This window comes from Methylobacterium sp. J-030 (assembly GCF_022829545.1).
GTDB lineage: Bacteria > Pseudomonadota > Alphaproteobacteria > Rhizobiales > Beijerinckiaceae > Methylobacterium.
In genome coordinates this window covers 1-17,873 of sequence record NZ_JAKSYM010000054.1, presented here as the reverse complement: position 1 = coordinate 17,873, position 17,873 = coordinate 1, and the positions used below count along the sequence as shown (strand labels likewise).

General features: G+C 69.8%; 18 protein-coding genes. 12 read left to right on the top strand and 6 right to left on the bottom strand.

Features of this window, described 5'->3' with window-relative positions:
- From MKK75_RS02380 to MKK75_RS02360, 5 genes are all read right to left on the bottom strand, one after another.
- On the bottom strand, window positions 1-326 hold a 326-nt coding region (locus tag MKK75_RS02380; RefSeq protein WP_409567506.1), incomplete at its 3' end, for a KUP/HAK/KT family potassium transporter.
- A gap of 152 nt (window positions 327-478) precedes the next feature.
- The gene (gene nadC, locus MKK75_RS02375) at window positions 479-1,351 is read right to left on the bottom strand and encodes a carboxylating nicotinate-nucleotide diphosphorylase (protein WP_244041029.1); all 873 of its coding nucleotides are present in this window, start codon (window positions 1,349-1,351) and stop codon (window positions 479-481) included.
- Window positions 1,348-2,862 carry an L-aspartate oxidase gene (locus MKK75_RS02370; RefSeq protein WP_244041028.1) on the bottom strand — a complete coding sequence of 505 codons (1,515 nt, stop codon included), beginning with the start codon at window positions 2,860-2,862 and terminating at the stop codon, window positions 1,348-1,350. The genes nadC and MKK75_RS02370 overlap by 4 nt, the downstream gene beginning before the upstream one ends.
- The gene (gene nadA / locus MKK75_RS02365; protein WP_244041027.1) at window positions 2,859-3,875 is read right to left on the bottom strand and encodes a quinolinate synthase NadA; all 1,017 of its coding nucleotides are present in this window, start codon (window positions 3,873-3,875) and stop codon (window positions 2,859-2,861) included. Before nadA ends, MKK75_RS02370 begins: the two co-directional genes overlap by 4 nt.
- A 136-nt stretch (window positions 3,876-4,011) precedes the next feature.
- Complete coding sequence (locus MKK75_RS02360) at window positions 4,012-4,842, bottom strand: aldo/keto reductase (protein ID WP_244041026.1); 831 nt, start codon at window positions 4,840-4,842, stop codon at window positions 4,012-4,014.
- A gap of 323 nt (window positions 4,843-5,165) precedes the next feature.
- On the opposite strand from MKK75_RS02360, the gene paoA reads away from it, so the two are divergent.
- The 10 genes from paoA (at window position 5,166) to MKK75_RS02310 (ending at window position 15,692) form a co-directional block, all read left to right on the top strand.
- Window positions 5,166-5,816: an aldehyde dehydrogenase iron-sulfur subunit PaoA gene (paoA, locus tag MKK75_RS02355; RefSeq protein ID WP_244041025.1), complete on the top strand. Its 651-nt coding sequence runs from the start codon at window positions 5,166-5,168 to the stop codon at window positions 5,814-5,816.
- A gap of 9 nt (window positions 5,817-5,825) precedes the next feature.
- Window positions 5,826-6,800 carry an FAD binding domain-containing protein gene (locus MKK75_RS02350; protein WP_244041024.1) on the top strand — a complete coding sequence of 325 codons (975 nt, stop codon included), beginning with the start codon at window positions 5,826-5,828 and terminating at the stop codon, window positions 6,798-6,800.
- Between the two features lie 20 nt (window positions 6,801-6,820).
- Window positions 6,821-9,043, top strand: coding sequence for a xanthine dehydrogenase family protein molybdopterin-binding subunit (locus tag MKK75_RS02345; protein WP_244041023.1), 2,223 nt, complete (start codon window positions 6,821-6,823; stop codon window positions 9,041-9,043).
- A gap of 244 nt (window positions 9,044-9,287) precedes the next feature.
- Window positions 9,288-10,775, top strand: a complete 1,488-nt coding sequence (locus MKK75_RS02340) for a replicative DNA helicase (protein ID WP_244041022.1) — start codon at window positions 9,288-9,290, stop codon at window positions 10,773-10,775.
- A gap of 42 nt (window positions 10,776-10,817) precedes the next feature.
- On the top strand, window positions 10,818-11,300 hold the full coding sequence (locus MKK75_RS02335; RefSeq protein WP_244041021.1) for a DUF29 domain-containing protein: 483 nt from the start codon (window positions 10,818-10,820) through the stop codon (window positions 11,298-11,300).
- Between the two features lie 85 nt (window positions 11,301-11,385).
- A complete protein-coding gene (locus MKK75_RS02330; RefSeq protein WP_244041020.1) occupies window positions 11,386-11,835 on the top strand; it encodes a cupin domain-containing protein in 450 nt (149 codons plus the stop codon).
- Window positions 11,836-11,844: 9 nt separating this feature from the next.
- A complete protein-coding gene (locus MKK75_RS02325; RefSeq protein WP_244041019.1) occupies window positions 11,845-12,747 on the top strand; it encodes an SMP-30/gluconolactonase/LRE family protein in 903 nt (300 codons plus the stop codon).
- On the top strand, window positions 12,744-13,640 hold the full coding sequence (locus MKK75_RS02320; RefSeq protein WP_244041018.1) for a VOC family protein: 897 nt from the start codon (window positions 12,744-12,746) through the stop codon (window positions 13,638-13,640). The genes MKK75_RS02325 and MKK75_RS02320 overlap by 4 nt, the downstream gene beginning before the upstream one ends.
- A gap of 82 nt (window positions 13,641-13,722) precedes the next feature.
- Window positions 13,723-14,625, top strand: a complete 903-nt coding sequence (gene lgt / locus MKK75_RS02315) for a prolipoprotein diacylglyceryl transferase (RefSeq protein WP_244041017.1) — start codon at window positions 13,723-13,725, stop codon at window positions 14,623-14,625.
- The gene (locus MKK75_RS02310; protein WP_244041016.1) at window positions 14,622-15,692 is read left to right on the top strand and encodes a class I SAM-dependent methyltransferase; all 1,071 of its coding nucleotides are present in this window, start codon (window positions 14,622-14,624) and stop codon (window positions 15,690-15,692) included. Before lgt ends, MKK75_RS02310 begins: the two co-directional genes overlap by 4 nt.
- 12 nt (window positions 15,693-15,704) lie before the next feature.
- Here MKK75_RS02310 and MKK75_RS35605 read toward each other — a convergent pair whose 3' ends face one another.
- Window positions 15,705-15,836: a hypothetical protein gene (locus tag MKK75_RS35605; RefSeq protein WP_279593531.1), complete on the bottom strand. Its 132-nt coding sequence runs from the start codon at window positions 15,834-15,836 to the stop codon at window positions 15,705-15,707.
- Between the two features lie 213 nt (window positions 15,837-16,049).
- Here MKK75_RS35605 and pgeF point away from each other — a divergent pair, with 213 nt between their 5' ends.
- Both pgeF and MKK75_RS02300 read left to right on the top strand, forming a co-directional pair.
- Window positions 16,050-16,820, top strand: coding sequence for a peptidoglycan editing factor PgeF (gene pgeF / locus MKK75_RS02305; protein WP_244041015.1), 771 nt, complete (start codon window positions 16,050-16,052; stop codon window positions 16,818-16,820).
- A 289-nt stretch (window positions 16,821-17,109) separates the two neighbouring features.
- On the top strand, window positions 17,110-17,873 hold a 764-nt coding region (locus MKK75_RS02300), incomplete at its 3' end, for an outer membrane protein (protein ID WP_244041014.1).

The following is a 17,873-nucleotide window of genomic DNA, read 5'->3' as shown; positions in this document are numbered from 1 at the left end:
GCCACGATGCCGCCCTCGCCGCGGTTGTCGGCGCGCAGGATCAGCACGGCGTATTTCAGCGAGACGATCAGGATCAGCGACCACAGGATCAGCGACACCGCGCCGGTCGCGGCGGCCGGCACCGAGGCGCCGCCGCTGGTGGCCGCCTTAACCGCCTCCTTGAACGCGTAGAGCGGGCTCGTGCCGATGTCGCCGTAGACAACACCCAGCGCGCCGAGCATCAGCGCCGCGCCGGGACCGTGCCGGACCGCACCGGGCTTGCGTGCCACGCGCGCCGCCGGAAGATCGACCGCCGGGGCAGCCGCGGAATGCAGGGCTTGGCTCACGGGCAGGTCCAGTCGACGGCGTCGCACGTGGCGAAACCATAGCAAGTGCGTTGAGCGGCGATAGACTCGGAACAACTCAGAGGCGACCGCAGCCAAAACTTGTCACCTGAACGTGATGACACGGGAATGTCCGCCGCGACTGCGGCCCCCGATCAGGCCGCGTCGAGCCCCAGGTCGATGATCGCCGCCGAGTGGGTGATCCAGCCGCAGGAGATCAGGTCCACGCCGGAGGCCGCCACCGCCCCCACGGTCTCACGGGTGATCCGGCCCGATGCCTCCGACAGGGCGCGGCCGTCGATCATCGCCACCGCGCGGGTGAGCTGAGCGGGGCTCATGTTGTCGAGGAGCACCGCGTCGACCCCGGTCGACAGGGCCTCCTCAAGCTGCTCCAGGCTGTCGACCTCGCACTCGATCTTCACGAGGTGACCGGCCCGGGAGCGGGCCCGCTCGATCGCCGCGACAATGCCGCCGGCTACCGCCACGTGGTTGTCCTTGATCAGCACCGCGTCGTCGAGGCCGAAGCGGTGGTTCGAGCCGCCTCCGGCCCGCACCGCGTGCTTCTCCAGGGCGCGCAGGCCGGGCGTGGTCTTGCGGGTGCAGACGATCGAGGCCTTGCCGTGCGGGCGGGCCGCCTCGACCAGGCCGTGGGTGGCGGTCGCCACACCCGACATCCGGCAGAGCAGGTTGAGCGCCACGCGCTCGGCCGTGAGGATCGCCCGGGCCGGGCCTTCAAGGCGCAGCACCACGTCACCGGGCGATACGCGGGCGCCGTCGCCGCGCTCGACCGTAACGGTCACGGCCGGATCGACCAGCGCGAACGCGATGGCCGCGGCATCGGTGCCCGAGATGACGCCGTCCTGGCGGGAGGCGATCACGCCGCGCATCCGCTCGCCCGGGGGCACGATGGCGTCGGTCGTGATGTCGCCGGCCCGGCCGAGATCCTCCAGCAGGGCCGCGCGGACCACCGGCTCCACGAGGAGCCGCGGCAGGGGCAGAATCTCTTCCGATAGGACCGATCGGGTCATGGCGTCAGCGCCTCCTCGGCGGACGGGTTCGTGGCGGTCGGGTCGGCCAGCGCGGTTTCGGTGTGGGCGGCCGGCGCGAGGTGGGGGAAATCGCTACGCCAGTGGCCGCCACGGCTCTCCTGGCGAGCCAGCGCGCCGCGGGCGATGAGCAGGGCCACCAGGGCGGCGTCGCAGGTCTCGGCCTTCGGCTCCAGGGTGGCGACGGCCTCGGCGAGTCCGGCCGCATCGCGCACGACACCGACCTTGCTCTCCATCAGCGTCCGGAGCATCGGCAGGTCGCCGGCCGCGCGGACGGTCACGGCCCCGGGTACGATGGCCGCCGGCGGCGGCGCGTCGAGCCCGTCGGCGATGAAGTGCGCGTAGGCCAGGCCCTCCAGCAGCGAGTTGCTGGCCAGACGATTCGCGCCGTGGAGCCCTGTGGACGAGACCTCGCCGCAGGCATAGAGGCCCGGCACCGAGGTGGCGCCGTGGGCGTCCACCTTCACGCCGCCCATGTGATAGTGCGCCGCCGGGCGGACCGGGATCGGCTGCACGGCCGGGTCGATGCCGGCGGCGGCACAGAGGCCGGCCACCGTCGGGAAGCGCGACGGCATTGCGGCGCCGAGCGCCCCGCGGGCGTCGAGATAGACCGTGCGGCCCCGCTGCAACGCCTGGAAGATGCCGCGGGCGACCACGTCGCGGGGGGCAAGATCGCCGCCCGCGATGCCCGCCATCACGGCGGCGCCGGTCTCGTCGATCAGGCGCGCGCCCTCCCCGCGCAGGGCCTCGGTGGCGAGCGGCATCGGGTCGGCGCCGGCCGCGATGGCGGTCGGGTGGAACTGCACGAATTCCATGTCGCGCATCACCGCCCCGGCTCGCGCGGCGAGGGCCAGCCCGCGGCCGACCGCGCCCGGCGGGTTGGTGGTCGCGGCGTAGAGCGCGCCGACGCCGCCGGTGGCGAGCACCACGGCGCGGGCCGGGATGCGGAACAGGGCACCGTCGCGTTCGGCGACGATCCCGGCCACCGCCCCGTTCGTATCCCGCAGCAGATCGCAGGCGCGGGCGGTCACGACCTCGACGGAGGGCGCCTTGAGCACGGCCCGCACCAGCCCTTCGAGGACCCGGGCGCCGGTGGCATCGCCGCCGGACCGAACGATGCGGCGGCGGCCGTGTGCCGCCTCGAGCCCCAGGGCCAGCGCGCCGTCCTCGGCCCGGTCGAACGGCACGCCGATCCGCACCAGCCAGTCGATCAGCCCGGGGCCTTCCTGCGCGACCCGAAGCGCGACGTCGGGCTCGGTCAGCCCGGCACCGGCGGCTTCCGTGTCGGCAGCGTGGAGGGACGCCGCATCGTCGGCGCCCACCGCGGCGGCGATGCCGCCCTGCGCCCAGCCGGTGGCGGTGCCGAGCCCGAGGGCCGAGGCGGTGACCAGGGTCACGGGCCGGGGCGCGAGGCGCAGCGCGACGCTGAGGCCGGCGACGCCGCCGCCGACCACGATCACGCGGTCGGCATTGTTCGGGGAGATCGCGTTCATCGCGTACGCACCTGGAGCATGCGCTCCACCGCGGCCCGGGCCCGGTCGGCCAGCGCCGGATCGACCGTGACCTCGTGGGTCATCGTCTCCAGCGCCCGGCGGATGTTGCTCAAGCTCATGCGCTTCATGTGCGGGCACATGTTGCAGGGCTTGATGAACTCGATGTCCGGGTTCTGCGCCGCGATGTTGTCGGCCATCGAGCACTCGGTGACGAGCACCACCTGCTTCGGCCGCTTCTGGACGACAAAATCCATCATCATCGCGGTCGAGCCGGAGAAGTCCGATTCGGCCACCACGTCGGGCGGGCATTCGGGGTGCGCGATGACGGTCACGCCCGGGTAGCTGTCGCGAACGTCGCGGATATCGGCCGGGGTGAAGCGCTCGTGGACCTCGCAGTGCCCGGCCCAGGTCAGGATCTCGACCTCCGGGATCTCGGCCTGGACGTTCTGCGCCAGGAACTCGTCCGGGATCATCAGCACCCGGGGGGCGTTCAGCGACCTCACCACCGCGACGGCGTTACCGGAGGTGCAGCACAGGTCGGATTCCGCCTTCACGGCGGCGGAGGTGTTCACGTAGGTCACGATCGGCACGCCCGGGTACTTGGCGCGCAGGCCGCGCACGTCCGCGGCGGTGATCGAATCGGCGAGCGAGCAGCCCGCGCCCATGTCGGGGATGAGCACGGTCTTGGCCGGGTTCAGGAGCTTGGCGGTCTCGGCCATGAAGTGGACGCCCGCCAGAACGATCACGTCGGCATCGACCGTCACCGCCTCGCGGGCCAGCGCGAGGCTGTCGCCCACGATGTCGGCCACCGTGTGGAAGATCTCCGGCGCCTGATAGTTGTGCGCCAGGATCACGGCATTGCGCTCCCGCTTCAGGCGCAGGATCGCCTCGATGTCTGGGGCGAGCGCCGGCCACTCGATCGCCGGGACGTGCCGGCTGACGCGGGCGTAGAGATCGGGCAGCGGCAGGCCCGGGATGGGCGAGCGGGAGACGGGTACAACGGTCGCCGCCATGGCGTCCTCCATTATGCTCAGTTTGAGCATTGTGCCGCCTAACTTATGGGGGCCGGGGACGCCTGTCTAGATATGCTAGCTCTGAGCATAAATGTTTTGCGGTGCGATGTTATGGTGCGCCGCCGAAGGGGTCGGCTCAGCAGAAGGTCGCGGGATCGGGCCCGATGCGGCCGTCCGGCCGGTCCAGAGCAGCGATCTGAGCCATTTCCTCGGCGGAGAGTTCGAAGTCGAACAGCGCGATGTTCTCGCGAATGCGCTGCGGCCGCGCCGTCTTCGGGATCGCGACGCAGCCGATCTGCACCTGCCAGCGCAGGATCACCTGGGCAGCGGTCTTCCCGTGCGCCGTCGCGATCGCGAGAATGGCCGGGTCGTTCAGCTCTTTGCCCTGGCCGAGCGGGCTCCACGACTCGGTCACGATGCCGTGACGGGCATCGTCGGCTTGCGGTGCCGTGCGCTGAAAGTGCGGGTGCAGCTCGATCTGATTCACCGCCGGGGTGACGCCGGTCTCGGCCACCAGCGTGGCGATGTGCTCGGGCGTGAAATTCGAGACGCCGATGGATTTCGCCCGGCCCTCCTTCTGAAGCTCGACCAGGGTCTTCCAGGTCTCGACGAACAGGCGCCGCTGCGGGCACGGCCAGTGGATCAGGTAGAGGTCGACATAAGGCAAGCCGAGGCGCGTCAGGCTCTCGTCGAAGGCGTGCCGCGCCGCGTCGCGGCCCTGGCGGTCGTTCCAGAGCTTGGTGGTGAGGACGATCTCGTCCCGCGGGACCTGCGCGTCGCGGACGGCGCGGCCCACCCCCGCCTCGTTGCCGTAGGCGGCCGCCGTGTCGATGAGGCGATAGCCGGCCTGGATCGCCTTGCCGACGAGGTCTGGTGCCTCCGAATCGGACAGCTGCCAGCAGCCGTAGCCGATCTGCGGGATACGGCGGCCGTCGTTGAGGGCGAGGGACGGGACAGGTGCGGCCATGCGATCGGCTTCCCAGAACAGGTTCGGAATTCGCAATATCATCACGGAGCACCGGATCCGGAAGCACCCGATCTCTCCGAGTGAAGCGAAGCGTCCCGGTGCGGCGCCGCGCTCGCGTAGATTGCGCAACCCCGGGCGGCTTCACTGCGCCCCCGATGACGGGTGGATGCCGCCGCGCTCCACTCAGCACTCCGTTGGATCCGGTCCAGCCGCGGTGAACGGGCGCAGTCTGGATCGGATCTAATCCGCCGAACGGGACGTTTGCAGATCGGATTCCAGGCTGCGCTGCGCCGTGACGCGCTGCGCCCGGGCGGGATAGCAGCATGACCGACGAGATTCCGAAGTCGCCGTTCGCCGTGACGCGGCGCGCCATCGTGGAGGGCTGCGCGGCGGCCGGGGCGCTCGGCGCCCTGGGCTTCCGGCCCACGCCAGCCACCGCTGCGCCGGGCGATCCGGCCCCGCAGACCATGCCGGTGCGGCTCACCATCAACGGCCAGCCGCACGATCTCGTCCTCGACACCCGCACCACGCTGCTGGATGCGCTACGCGAGCATCTCGCGCTCACCGGCACCAAGAAGGGCTGCGATCACGGCCAGTGCGGCGCCTGCACGGTGCTGGTCGATGGCCGCCGCATCAATTCCTGCCTGACGCTGGCGGCGATGCACGAGGGCGATCAGGTCACGACGATCGAGGGTTTGGCGCAGGGCGACACGCTGCACCCGATGCAGGCCGCCTTCCTGGAGCATGACGGCTTCCAGTGCGGCTACTGCACACCGGGCCAGATCTGCTCCTCGGTCGGCATGCTGAGCGAGGCCAAGGCTGGCTGGCCGAGCCACGTCACCGAGGATGTCGCCTCGACCCCGGCCCTCAGCGACGCCGAGATCCGCGAACGGATGAGCGGCAACATCTGTCGCTGCAGCGCCTATCCCAACATCGTCGCGGCGATCCGCGATACCGCCGCCAGCAACCTCTGAGGGGCGGACATGAAAGCTTTCACCTACGAGCGTCCCGCCACCGTACAGGACGCCGCCAAGCTCGCGGCCGAGCGGCCGAACGCCAAGTTCATCGCCGGCGGCACCAACCTTCTCGACCTGATGAAACTCCAGATCGAGACCCCGGCGACCCTGATCGACGTCAACCGTTTGCCGCTGGACAAGGTCGAGGCCACGCAGGACGGCGGCCTGCGCGTCGGCGCGCTGGTGCGGAACTCCGACCTCGCGGCCGATCCGCGGGTGCGCAAGGATTACGCGGTGCTGGCGAAGGCGCTGCTGGCCGGTGCCTCGGGCCAGCTCCGCAACAAGGCGACCACCGCCGGCAACCTGCTTCAGCGGACGCGCTGCTATTATTTCTACGACACGGCCATGCCCTGCAACAAGCGTGAGCCCGGCTCCGGCTGCTCGGCGATCGGCGGGTTCAACCGCATCATGGCGGTGGTCGGCGCGAGCGATGCCTGCATCGCCACCAACCCGTCCGACATGGCGGTGGCCATGCGCGCCCTCGACGCCACCGTCGAGACCATGAACCCGGACGGACAGGCGCGCAGCATCCCGATCGCGGACTTCCACAAGCTCCCCGGCGACACGCCGCAGATCGAGACCGAGCTGCGCAAGGGCGAGATCATCACCGCCGTGACGCTGCCGAAGCCGGTGGCGGGAACGCATATTTACCGGAAGGTCCGCGACCGAGCCTCGTACGCCTTCGCGACCGTGTCGGTGGCCGCCGTGATCGCGGGTGGCGAGGGCGGCAAGCCCCATGCTGCGCAACTCGCCTTCGGCGGGTTGGCGCACAAGCCCTGGCGGGTGGCCGAGGCCGAGACGGCGCTCGTCCAGACCGGCTCGGCGGACGCCGCCGCCGACGCGGTGCTCAAGGGCGCCCGCGGCTACGGCAGCAACGACTTCAAGATCCCGCTGACCCGCCGGACCCTGCGCGCCGTCGTGGCGCAGGCGACCCGCGCTTAATCCCGCCAAGGACCGTTCCCATGGAGATGAACCAGCCGATCGGCCGGACGCCCCTCGACGACCGGCCCGACGGCCTCGTCGGCAAGCCCCTGAGCCGGGTCGAGGGCAAGCTGAAGGTTACGGGCCACGCGCCCTATGCCTACGAGACCCACGCCCTGAAGAACCCCGCCTACGGCTTCATCGTGCCGGCGACCATCGCCTCCGGCACGATCCGCTCGATCGACGCCGACGCCGCCCGCAAGGCGCCGGGCACGATCCTCGTCCTGACCCACGAGAACGTGCCGGAGCAGGGCGAGAAGAAGGAGCAGGTCTGGCCGCAGCTCCAGGGCACGGAGGTGAAGTTCTACGGGCAGCCCGTCGCCTTCGTGGTGGCCGAGACCTTCGAGCAGGCCCGCGCCGCCGCCATGCTGGTCAAGGTCCAGTACGATGCGTCCAAGCCCAAGGGGCTGCTCAAGGACACCATGGCCTCGGCCTACGAGCCGAAGCCGATCAACTCGCCCCCGGATTCGAAGCTCGGCGACTTCGACGCCGCCTTCGCGGCCGCACCCGTGAAGCTCGACGTCGAGTACGTCACGCCGAACCAGATCCACGCGCAGATGGAGCCGCACGCCACCATCGCGTCCTGGGAGAATGACGGCCCGGTGCTCTACACCGCCAACCAGATGCCGAACCGCGGCCAGAAGGCCCTGGGCTCGGTGCTCAAGCTGCCCCCCGAGAAGGTGCGGATCGTCAGTGCCTATATCGGCGGCGGCTTCGGCTCGAAGCTCCAGGTCCAGCCCGAGGCGACGCTGGCGGTGCTGGCCTCGAAGATGATCCAGCGGCCCATCAAGGTCGCGCTGACCCGGCAGCAGGAATTCCACGTCGCCACCCACCGCACCGACACGATCCAGAAGATCCGCCTGGGCGCCGACAAGGACGGGCGCCTCTCGGCGATCAGCCACGAATCGTGGTCCGACACCGCCGAGGGCGACGGCTTCTTCGAGACCTCGGCCAACGTCACCCGGTCGCTCTACGCGGCGCCGAACCGGATCACGCAGCATCGGCTCGTGAACCTGAACATGCCGATCGCCTCGTCGATGCGCGCGCCCGGCGAGGCCGTGGGTCAGCTCGCCTTCGAGTGCGCCATGGACGAGCTCGCCGAGCAGCTGAAGATCGATCCGATCGAGCTGCGGGTGCGCAACGAGCCGGCCGAGGATCCCGAGAAGAAGGTGCCGTTCTCCACCCGCAAGCTGGTCCCCTGCATGCGGGAGGGCGCGCGCCTGTTCGGCTGGGACAAGCGGCAGGCGGCGGGCAGCCGCCGCGAGGGCAACTGGCTTGTCGGCATGGGGATGTCGGCCGCCGCGCGCCTCAATCCGCTGATGCCGTCCTCCGCCAAGGTTCGGCTGGGGCCTGACGGCGTGCTGGTGGTGCGGATGGCCATGACCGATCCCGGCACCGGCACCTACACGATCCTCACCCAGATCGCCGGCGAGATGCTGGGCCTGCCGCCCGAGCGCGTGCGGGTCGAGATCGGCGACACCGACTTCCCGTTCGCCTCGGGCTCGGGCGGGTCGTTCGGCGCCGGGTCGTCCGGCTCGGCCCTGTACGTCGCCTGCGACAACCTCCGGCAGGCGCTGCTCAAGGCCGGCGATCTCAACCCGGAGGGTGCCACGTTCCGCGACGGCGCCGTCACCTCCGGGAACCGCACGGAGTCGCTCACCGACCTCGCCAAGTCGGGCCTCGAGGCCTCGGGCGAGATCAAGCCCGGAGAGATGAAGCAGAAATTCTCGCAGTATTCCTACGGCGCGCACTTCGCCGAGGTCGGCGTCGACGTCGATACCGGCGAGATCCGGCTGCGGCGGATGCTCGGCGTGTTCACCGGCGGACGCATCCTCAACGCCAAGACGGCCCGCAGCCAGGCGATCGGCGGCATGACCTTCGGGGTCGGCGCGGCGCTGATGGAGGATGCGGTGGTCGATCCGCGCTACAGCTACTTCGTCAATCACGATCTCGCCGAGTATCACGTGCCGGTTCACGCCGACATTCCCGAGATCGACGCGGTGTTCCTGCCGGAACTCGACGACAAGTCGAACCCGTTGAAGAGCAAGGGCCTCGGCGAGCTCGGCATCTGCGGCGCCGGGGCGTCGCTCGCCAACGCGATCCACAACGCCACCGGGATCCGCGTGCGCGCGTACCCGCTGACGCTCGACAAGATGCTCAAGGGTTTCGAGGAGCAGGAGGGCCAGGCCCAGCGGCGGACCTGAACCTGTTGCCGGCTCCTGTATGCCGGTGAACACTGGGGATCGTCCCCTCAAAGGCTTGACACGTTCCAGTTTTGTTCCAGCATGGACGCCCGTCGCTCGTGAGAGTCGGCGGGCGTCCGCTTTTCCGCGCTACGGCCCGGGAGAACCGGCCGGCGGCTAGGCTTCGGTAACCATACTGGGGCCAAGGTCGTGCGGTGTGATCCTGGCGCGCCCGCCGCGGCGCCTGATACGGAGTCGTCCGCCGATGGCCCTGCCCAATGCGCTCACGGCCAAGCTCGAAACGGTCCAGGCCGAGTACCGCGTCGCCCCGCACAACGTCGACGCGGAGCAGGCGCTGCTGGGCGCGATCCTGGTGAACAACGACGCCTACTACCGGGTGTCGGACTTCCTGCTCGCCGAGCACTTCATGGAGGATGCGCACCAGCAGATCTTCACGGTGGCGGCCTCGCTGATCCGGGCCGGCAAGCTCGCCACGCCCATCACCATGAAGACCTATCTGGGCGACGCCGATTTCGGCGGCCAGACGGTGATGCAGTACCTCGCGCGGCTCGCCGCCGACGCCACCACGGTGATCAACGCCGGCGAGTACGGCCGCACGATCTACGACCTCGCGATCCGCCGCCGGCTGATCACGATCGGCGAGGATCTGGTGAACGGTGCCTACGAAGCACCGGTCGAGGAATCGCCCCGCGACCAGATCGAGCGCACCGAAAGGCGCCTCTACGAACTCGCCGAGGCCGGCCGCTACGACGGGGGCTTCCAGAAGTTCTCCGACGCGCTGACCGCCGCGGTCGACATGGCCGCCAAGGCCTATCAGCGCGACGGCAAGCTCTCCGGCATCGCAACGGGCCTCAGCGACCTCGATTCCAAGTTGGGTGGCCTGCAGTCCTCCGATCTGATCATCCTCGCGGGCCGCCCGGCCATGGGCAAGACCTCGCTGGTGACCAACATCGCCTTCAACATCGCCAAAGCCTATCGCGGCGAGAAGGGGCCGGACGGCGTCACCAAGACCGTGAACGGCGGCATCGTCGGCTTCTTCTCGCTGGAAATGTCGGCCGAGCAGCTCGCCACCCGCATCATCGCCGAGCAATCGGGCGTGCCCTCCTACAAGATCCGCCGCGGCGACATCCGCCCGGAGGACTTCTACAAGATCACCGACGCCGCCCGGGACATGCAGACGATCCCGTTCTACATCGATCAGACCGGCGGCATCTCGATCGCCCAGCTCGCCGCCCGGGCCCGGCGCCTCAAGCGTCAGAAGGGCCTCGACCTGCTGATCGTCGATTACCTGCAGCTGCTCTCCGGCTCCGGCAAGCGCAGCGACAACCGCGTGCAGGAGATGACCGAGATCACCACCGGCATGAAGGCGCTGGCCAAGGAGCTGGCGTGCCCGATCATCGGTCTGTCCCAGCTCTCCCGGCAGGTGGAGAGTCGCGACGACAAGCGCCCGCAGCTCTCGGACCTGCGCGAATCGGGCTCGATCGAACAGGACGCCGACGTGGTGATGTTCGTGTTCCGCGAGGAATATTACGTCGGCAACAAGAAGCCTCGCGAAGGCACCGAAGAATTCTTCGCCTGGGAGGCCGAGATGCAGCGCGTCCACGGCAAGGCCGAGGTGATCATCGGCAAGCAGCGCCACGGCCCGACTGGCACCGTGGAACTGCAGTTCGACGCCAACATCACCCGGTTCTCGAACCTCGCGCAGACCGATCGGATCCCCGAGCAGATGTGATAGGCTGTGCTCGCACCAGGCGTGCAAAGCAGGGAGGCCGTTGTGGCAGCGCGCAAGCCTGCGGCGCGGGGAACGTGCGCCACGGAGTACGAGCAGGATGTCAACGCCTGGGCGCAGGAGCAAGCGCGCTTCCTACGGGCGGGTGCTTGGTCGCGCCTCGACATCGAGCATGTTGTTGACGAGATCGCCGACGTGGGTCGCGGTGAGCGGCATGCGCTGACCAGCGCGCTGGGCGTGATCCTGCTTCATCTGCTGACGTGGGATCATCGGCCGGACCGGCGGAGCCGGAGCTGGGTGACCTCGATTCGGACGCAGCGCTGCGTGGTCGAGAACCGACTCGAAGACAGCCCAAGCTTGCGCGCACAGATTGAAGGGCTGATCACGCGCGCTTACCACCGCGCGCGGATCGAGGCCGCAGGCGAGACCGGGCTCGACGAGGACATCTTTCCAGCCGAGTGCCCCTACGCGTGGGAGGCCATCATGGAGCGGCCGATCCCCTGGCCGCCGGGCGACGGGCGCGCCTGATCGTCCGGCGGCCTCACCCGCCGCGAACCATCGCCGAATCCGGCCGTTGAGCGAGGACGATTGTCCCGCCGCCGCAGGAGCGACGATGAGCGAGCCGACCCATCCCAAAATGCCCTATTGGCACGTCTATACCGACGCGGAGGGGGTGAGCCGCCAGGAGCAGTTTCACATCGAGCGCTTCACGTTCGAGGGGATCAACCCCGAGACGGCGCCGCAATGGAACGACAAGATGGACCCGGCCAAGTCGGTCGTGACCTTCACGGTCCTGCCGGTGGGCTGGGTCGGGGAATGGCACGAGAATCCGCGCCCGCAATGGATCGCGATCCTGTCGGGCCGCTGGTTCGTGGAGACGATGGATGGCCGCCGGGTCGAGATGGGTCCCGGCGAGCTGATGATGGGCGAGGATCAGAACACGAAGGAACGCGACGGCAGGAAGGGCCACTTGTCCGGAACGGTCGGCGACGAGCCCTGCACGATGATCGTCACGGGCCTTCAGGTCGAGCCGACCGTGAACCAGCCGGGCCGCTTCAAGTAGGAACCGGCCATGGACGGTTTCGAAATGACCCAGCCGCGCTTCAAGGCTTACGTGCTGCCGAATGCGCCCCTGGAGAAACTCGCCGAGGGTTTTCGCTGGACCGAGGGGCCGGTCTGGTTCGGCGACCGCGACGAGCTGCTGTTCTCCGATCTGCCCAACAACCGGGTGATGCGCTGGGCCGAGTCTTCGGGCCTCAGCGTCTATCGCGCGGCGAGCGACTTCGAGAACGGCCATGCCCGCGACCGGCAGGGCCGGCTTCTGTCCTGCTCGCATCACGGCCGGCGCATCCACCGGACCGAACTCGACGGCCGCATCACGAGCTTGGTCGAGCGCTACCAGGGCCGGCGGCTGAACTCACCCAACGACGTCGTCTGTCGGTCGGATGGCACGATCTGGTTCTCGGACCCGCCCTACGGCATCCAGACCGACTACGAGGGCGGCAAGCAGGACTCCGAGCTGCCCGCTGCGGTCTACCGGTTCGACCCGCGCGACAGCTCGCTCCGCGTGGTGGCGAACGATTTCCAGGGCCCGAACGGCCTGTGCTTCTCCCCCGACGAGCGCCGGCTCTACATCGTGGAGACGGGGCTGCAGTTCGCTCCCGACCCGGTGCAGCACGTGCGCGCCTTCGACGTGGCCGAGGATGGCAGCCTGTCCGGCGGCGACGTGCTGTTCCGGATCGAGCCGGGCAATGCGGACGGGATCCGCTGCGACGAGCACGGCAATATCTGGTCGAGCGCCGGTGACGGCGTCCACTGCATCGATCCCGGCGGCGAGTTGGTCGGAAAAATCCTGGTGCCCGCGACGGTCGCCAACCTCACCTTCGGCGGCCGCTATGACAGCCGCCTGTTCCTGTGCGCCTCGCACACGCTTTACGCGATCTACGTCAACGTGCGTGGGGCGCCGTTGCTATGAGCGGCGTGCGGGCCATCGCTGGCTTCGGCCGGACCGTCGCGGACCTCGCCGTCACGGAGGCATTCTACCGCGACGGCCTCGGGTTCGCGCGGATCGCCCCTCCGGAACCCCTGCCTGCCGCCCAGGCGGAGGCGATGGGCCTGACCGGGAGATGCGCGACGCAGCTGCGCATGCGGCTCGGGCGCCAGACCGTCGCCTTCCTGGCGGTGGATCCGCCCGGTGCGCCCTATCCGGCCGATCCGGCGGCGACGGACCCGTACTTTCAGCACCTGGCGATCCCGGTCCGCGCGATGGATGCCGCAATGGCGCAGCTCACGCCCCTGCGTCCGGTCCCGATCAGCCGGGGCGGCCCGCAGCTTCTGCCGGCCTCCTCGGGGGGCGTCACGGCCTACAAGTTCCGCGATCCGGACGGGCATCCGCTGGAACTGATCTTCTTTCCCGACGGACCGCCGGCCGAGCGGTGGCGCGGCGCACCGGGCCTGTTCCTGGGCATCGACCATTCGGCGATCACCGTCACCGACCTCGACGCGGCGCTGGCTTTCTTCACCGGGCCGCTGGGCCTGACGATGACGCAGCGGGGCCTCAACCGCGGTCCGGAGCAAGCGCGCCTGGACGGGGTCGTCGATCCGCAGGTGGATGTTGTCGCACTCGAACCGCCGGACTCACCGCCGCATGTCGAGCTGTTGCACTACCGGATGACCGCCCCCCGGAGCCCGTCGTCGTTCGGCCCGGCCGACAGGGCAACGACCCGCTACGACGTCTCCGTTGCCGATCCGGGGGACCTGTCGCGCGTCTTGCGCAACGTCGGACTGTCCCCGCATGCCTCGGCCGACGGGACGGCGGTCTATTGTGCGGGGCCGGACGGACACGGCTGCCTGTTCGTGCGGGTCTGACCCTTTGCTCCGCCGAGGTTCGAAGCGGACTTGACGCGCGACCCCTCCGGCGTCCAATCCGGCCGCCCCGGAGGTGAGACCGATGCCGCTCCTCGCCCTGCCCTTTCCGGCCATCGATCCGGTGGCGCTCGCGATCGGGCCGATCACGATCAAATGGTACGCGCTCGCCTACATCGCCGGCCTGATCGGCGGCTGGTACTATGCGCGCCGTCTCGTCATGGCCGACAGCCTCTGGGGCGTGGTGAAGCGCCCGCAGGTGGTCGACATCGACGACCTCGTCGTCTGGGTCGCGCTCGGCGTCGTTCTGGGCGGGCGGATCGGCTACGTGCTTTTCTACAACCTGCCGATGTACATCGCCGATCCATGGGAGATCCTGGCGATCCGCAACGGCGGCATGTCGTTCCACGGCGGGTTCCTCGGGGCGATCCTGGCCTTCCTGCTGTTCGCCCGGGCGAAGAAGCTCAACGCCTACACGCTCCTCGATATCGGGGCCGTGGTCGTACCGATCGGCCTGTTCTTCGGCCGGCTCGCCAATTTCGTGAACGGCGAGCTCTGGGGCCGCGTGGCGCCGGATTTTCCTTACGCGATCGTGTTCCCGAGCGGCGGGCCCCTGCCGCGCCATCCGAGCCAGCTCTATGAGGCCGCGACCGAAGGGCTGCTGCTGTTCATCGTGATGGCGATCAGCGTCCGCCGGTTCGGATTCCGCAAGCCGGGGCTGCTTGGCGGCATCTTCGTCCTTGGCTACGCCCTGGCGAGGACCTTCTGCGAGTTCTTCCGCGAGCCCGACCGCCAGCTCGGTTTCCTGTTCGGCGACCATCTCGGCCCCATGGGCGGCGGCGTGACCATGGGCATGCTGCTCTGCGTGCCGATGATGATCGTCGGCCTCACCTACATCGTGCTCGCGGCGACGGGCCGGACGCGCCCACGCCATCCCGTCGCGGCGCCCACCAGCGAAGAGGCGCACAAGGCGCCCGTGGGGGCGTGACGCCGCTCGCGGCGGAGCTCGCCGCGCTGATCCGCCAGGACGGGCCGATCGGCATCGACCGGTACATGGCGCTCTGCCTGGGCCATCCGGTCCACGGCTATTACCGCACACGCGATCCGCTCGGCGCGCGGGGCGATTTCACGACGGCGCCCGAGATCAGCCAGATGGTCGGCGAGCTGATCGGCGCCTGGGCCGCCTACGTTCACGGTCTGATGGGTCGGCCGGATCCGCTGGTGCTGGTCGAACTCGGTCCCGGCCGCGGCACCCTGATGGCGGATGCCCTGAGGGCGCTGCGGGCCGCCGCGCCGGGCTTTCGCGTCGCGCCGCACCTCGTTGAGACCAGCCCGGTGTTGCGGGCGGTGCAGGAACGGACGCTCGCCGGTACGGGGGCGACCTGGCACGACGGTGTCGAGACCCTGCCCGACGGGCAAGCGATCGTCCTGGCCAACGAATTCTTCGATTGCCTGCCGGTCCTCCAGTTCGTGCGGGGGCCGGCGGGCTGGCATGCGCGTCAGGTCGGCCTCGATGCGCAAGGGGCCCTGGCCTTCGGGCTCGCGCCGGAGCCGACCCCGGGGATCGACGCCGAGGGCCCGGAGGGGTCCGTGCTGAGCGTGCCGAGCGCCGGCCTCGCCCTCATCCGTGCGCTGGCACAGCGCTTCCGCAGGGCGAGCGGCGCCCTGCTGATCCTCGATTACGGCCATGCCCGCCCCGGCTTCGGCGACACGCTCCAGGCGATCGCGGGCCATCGCTTCGCCGATCCGCTGGCCGCCCCCGGCGAGGCGGACCTGACCCACCATGTCGACTTCGCGGCACTGGCTGAAGCGGCCTCCGGGGCTGGCGCGCGCGTCGGCGGACCGGTCGATCAGGGTGATTTTCTACTCAACCTCGGCCTGCGCCAACGTGCGGAGCGCCTGAGGTCCAGCGCTACGGCCGCTCAGTCGACGGAGATCGACGCGGCGGTCGCGCGGCTCACCGAGACCGGCCGCACCGGGATGGGGAGCCTGTTCAAGGTGCTGGTGGTGAGCGGCCCGGATCTGGGGCCGCTCCCTGGATTCCCGGATTCGTGACGCCGAGACCGTTCAGCCGAACGAGCCGAAGCCGGAATCCGTCTGGCTCGACGGACGCGGGCTCGGGGGCGTCGGCGGGTTCGGGTTGCCCGGGTCGAAGGCTGCGGGCTCGCGCGGAATGGGTCGTGCGGGCGTGTTCGGCATGCGGGGCGCTTCGGCCGCCGGCTTGGTTGCGTCTTTGAGGGCGTCGGAATCGATCCCTTGCGACATTGCGATCCTTCTCGGATTGAGGCCGGAGCGGGCCTCATATTGCAATGCAACAAGAATCTGACGTCCGCACGACATCGTCAAGGGGCGGCCCATGCGCTAACGGGGCACCACCCCAGAACACGCAGAGGCCCGACCGTGACCGCAGGCATGTCGATCGAAGCGCCGGTCCTCTCCGCGTGCCGGGGAATCCGCCATGCGTTTTTCACCCGCTGCGGCGGCGTCTCGGAGGGCGATTACGCAACGTTGAATGGCGGCCTCGGCTCTCAGGACGCACCGGAGCGCGTCGCCGAGAACCGGGCGCGGATGTGTGCCCGGCTTGGCCTGCCGGCCGATCGGCTGGTCAGCCTGTACCAGATCCATTCGGCCGAGGCGGTCACCGTCGCGGCGCCCTTCGCGCCTGCGGACCGCCCGAGGGCGGATGCCATGGTGACGCGGGTGGAAGGCCTGGCCCTCGGCATCGCCACCGCCGATTGCGGACCGCTCCTGTTTGCCGATCCCGCGGAGGGCGTGGTCGGGGCTGCTCATGCCGGCTGGAAGGGCGCCCTGACCGGGGTGATCGAGGCGACGGTGCGCGCCATGGAAGCCCTGGGCGCGCGGCGGCACCGGATCGTCGCGGTGCTCGGACCCACGATCGGCCAGCCTTCCTACGAGGTCGGCCCGGATTTCATTGCGCGATTCCGGAGCGAGGCCCCGGGGATGGACCGCTTCCTGGGCGCGGGTTCGCGCCCCGACCACGCCCAGTTCGATCTGCCCGGTTTCATTCTGGCCCGGCTCGCGCAGGCCGAGCTGGGCGCAGCCACGGCGCTCAACCTCTGCACCTATGCGGATGCCGAGCGGTTCTACAGCTACCGGCGGGCCACCCACCGCGGTGAGCCGGATTATGGTCGCCTGATCTCAGCCATCGCACTCATGTCCTGAACTCATGCCCAGACGCCGTCCGGCAGCTTGGCCGGAACTGGGAAGGGGGTGCGACAATTTGTCGATCGCTTGCGCCGTGAAAAAGCGTAGCCGTAACTGAACCTTGGCAATTCGAGCGCGTTGTGGGGTCAAGGTGCCGGGGAAAAACGGCGGGTTGCCTCAAGGGGCCGCGTGAGCGGTCGGCGACACCGCGGAGCGCAAAGCAGCCCTGGAACCGCTGGAACGCAACCCGATCCATGTTCCGTCGCCGCGCCCTCGAGGGCGGGGCGGGACGACCAGTGAGGACCAGATGATCAAGAAGCTTCTTCTCGCGAGCGCCGCCACGGCTCTCCTGACCGGCGCCGCCTCGGCCGCTGACCTGCCGCGCCGGGCCGCGCCGCCGCCGGTGTTCACCCCCGTGCCGGTGTTCACCTGGACCGGCGCCTACTTCGGCATCAACGCCGGCTACGCCTTCGACGCCTCCAGCCGCTCCACCGGCAACAGCTTCGGCGTGCCCTTCCCCTACGCCACCCCCGGCACCGTCGCCACCTTCCGCAACAACAGCCAGGACGGCTTCTCCGGCGGCGCCCAGGTCGGCTACAACTACCAGTTCACCCCGGGCTCCGGCGTGGTCGTCGGCATCGAGGCCGACGCCCAGTACCTCGACTTCGGGCGCAACCGGAACAGCGCCTTCCTCACCGGCGGCGCGCTCGCCCCCGGCTACTACGTCACCGACCCGCGCGGCCTGTCGAGCCTCGACTACTTCGGCACCGTGCGCGGCCGCCTCGGCTACGCCTTCGACCGCACCCTCGTGTACGGCCCCGGCGGCTTCCCCTACGGCTCGGGCAGCGCCGACCGCTCGTTCGCCGGCTTGGCCGGCAACGACATCGTCCGCACCGGCCACGCCGGAGGCGGCGGCATCGAGTACGCGCCCCCCACCCACTCGTACCTCAACTTCCTCCGCTCCGCGCCCGTGACGTCCCAGGCCGACCGCATGTACGACAACCTCGACCGCAACCCCCGCAACGAGGGTGTCCTGGACGTCAACGCCTCAAACCTCGTCCCCGACCCGCG

Excerpts from the sequence above, each read along its gene's own strand:
- nadC (WP_244041029.1), bottom strand. The coding sequence starts at position 1,351 with ATGACCCGATCGGTCCTATCGGAAGAGATTCTGCCCCTGCCGCGGCTC.
- MKK75_RS02370 (WP_244041028.1), bottom strand. The coding sequence starts at position 2,862 with ATGAACGCGATCTCCCCGAACAATGCCGACCGCGTGATCGTGGTCGGC.
- nadA (WP_244041027.1), bottom strand. The coding sequence starts at position 3,875 with ATGGCGGCGACCGTTGTACCCGTCTCCCGCTCGCCCATCCCGGGCCTG.
- MKK75_RS02360 (WP_244041026.1), bottom strand. The coding sequence starts at position 4,842 with ATGGCCGCACCTGTCCCGTCCCTCGCCCTCAACGACGGCCGCCGTATC.
- paoA (WP_244041025.1), top strand. The coding sequence starts at position 5,166 with ATGACCGACGAGATTCCGAAGTCGCCGTTCGCCGTGACGCGGCGCGCC.
- MKK75_RS02350 (WP_244041024.1), top strand. The coding sequence starts at position 5,826 with ATGAAAGCTTTCACCTACGAGCGTCCCGCCACCGTACAGGACGCCGCC.
- MKK75_RS02345 (WP_244041023.1), top strand. The coding sequence starts at position 6,821 with ATGGAGATGAACCAGCCGATCGGCCGGACGCCCCTCGACGACCGGCCC.
- MKK75_RS02340 (WP_244041022.1), top strand. The coding sequence starts at position 9,288 with ATGGCCCTGCCCAATGCGCTCACGGCCAAGCTCGAAACGGTCCAGGCC.
- MKK75_RS02330 (WP_244041020.1), top strand. The coding sequence starts at position 11,386 with ATGAGCGAGCCGACCCATCCCAAAATGCCCTATTGGCACGTCTATACC.
- MKK75_RS02325 (WP_244041019.1), top strand. The coding sequence starts at position 11,845 with ATGGACGGTTTCGAAATGACCCAGCCGCGCTTCAAGGCTTACGTGCTG.
- MKK75_RS02320 (WP_244041018.1), top strand. The coding sequence starts at position 12,744 with ATGAGCGGCGTGCGGGCCATCGCTGGCTTCGGCCGGACCGTCGCGGAC.
- lgt (WP_244041017.1), top strand. The coding sequence starts at position 13,723 with ATGCCGCTCCTCGCCCTGCCCTTTCCGGCCATCGATCCGGTGGCGCTC.
- MKK75_RS35605 (WP_279593531.1), bottom strand. The coding sequence starts at position 15,836 with ATGCCGAACACGCCCGCACGACCCATTCCGCGCGAGCCCGCAGCCTTC.
- pgeF (WP_244041015.1), top strand. The coding sequence starts at position 16,050 with ATGTCGATCGAAGCGCCGGTCCTCTCCGCGTGCCGGGGAATCCGCCAT.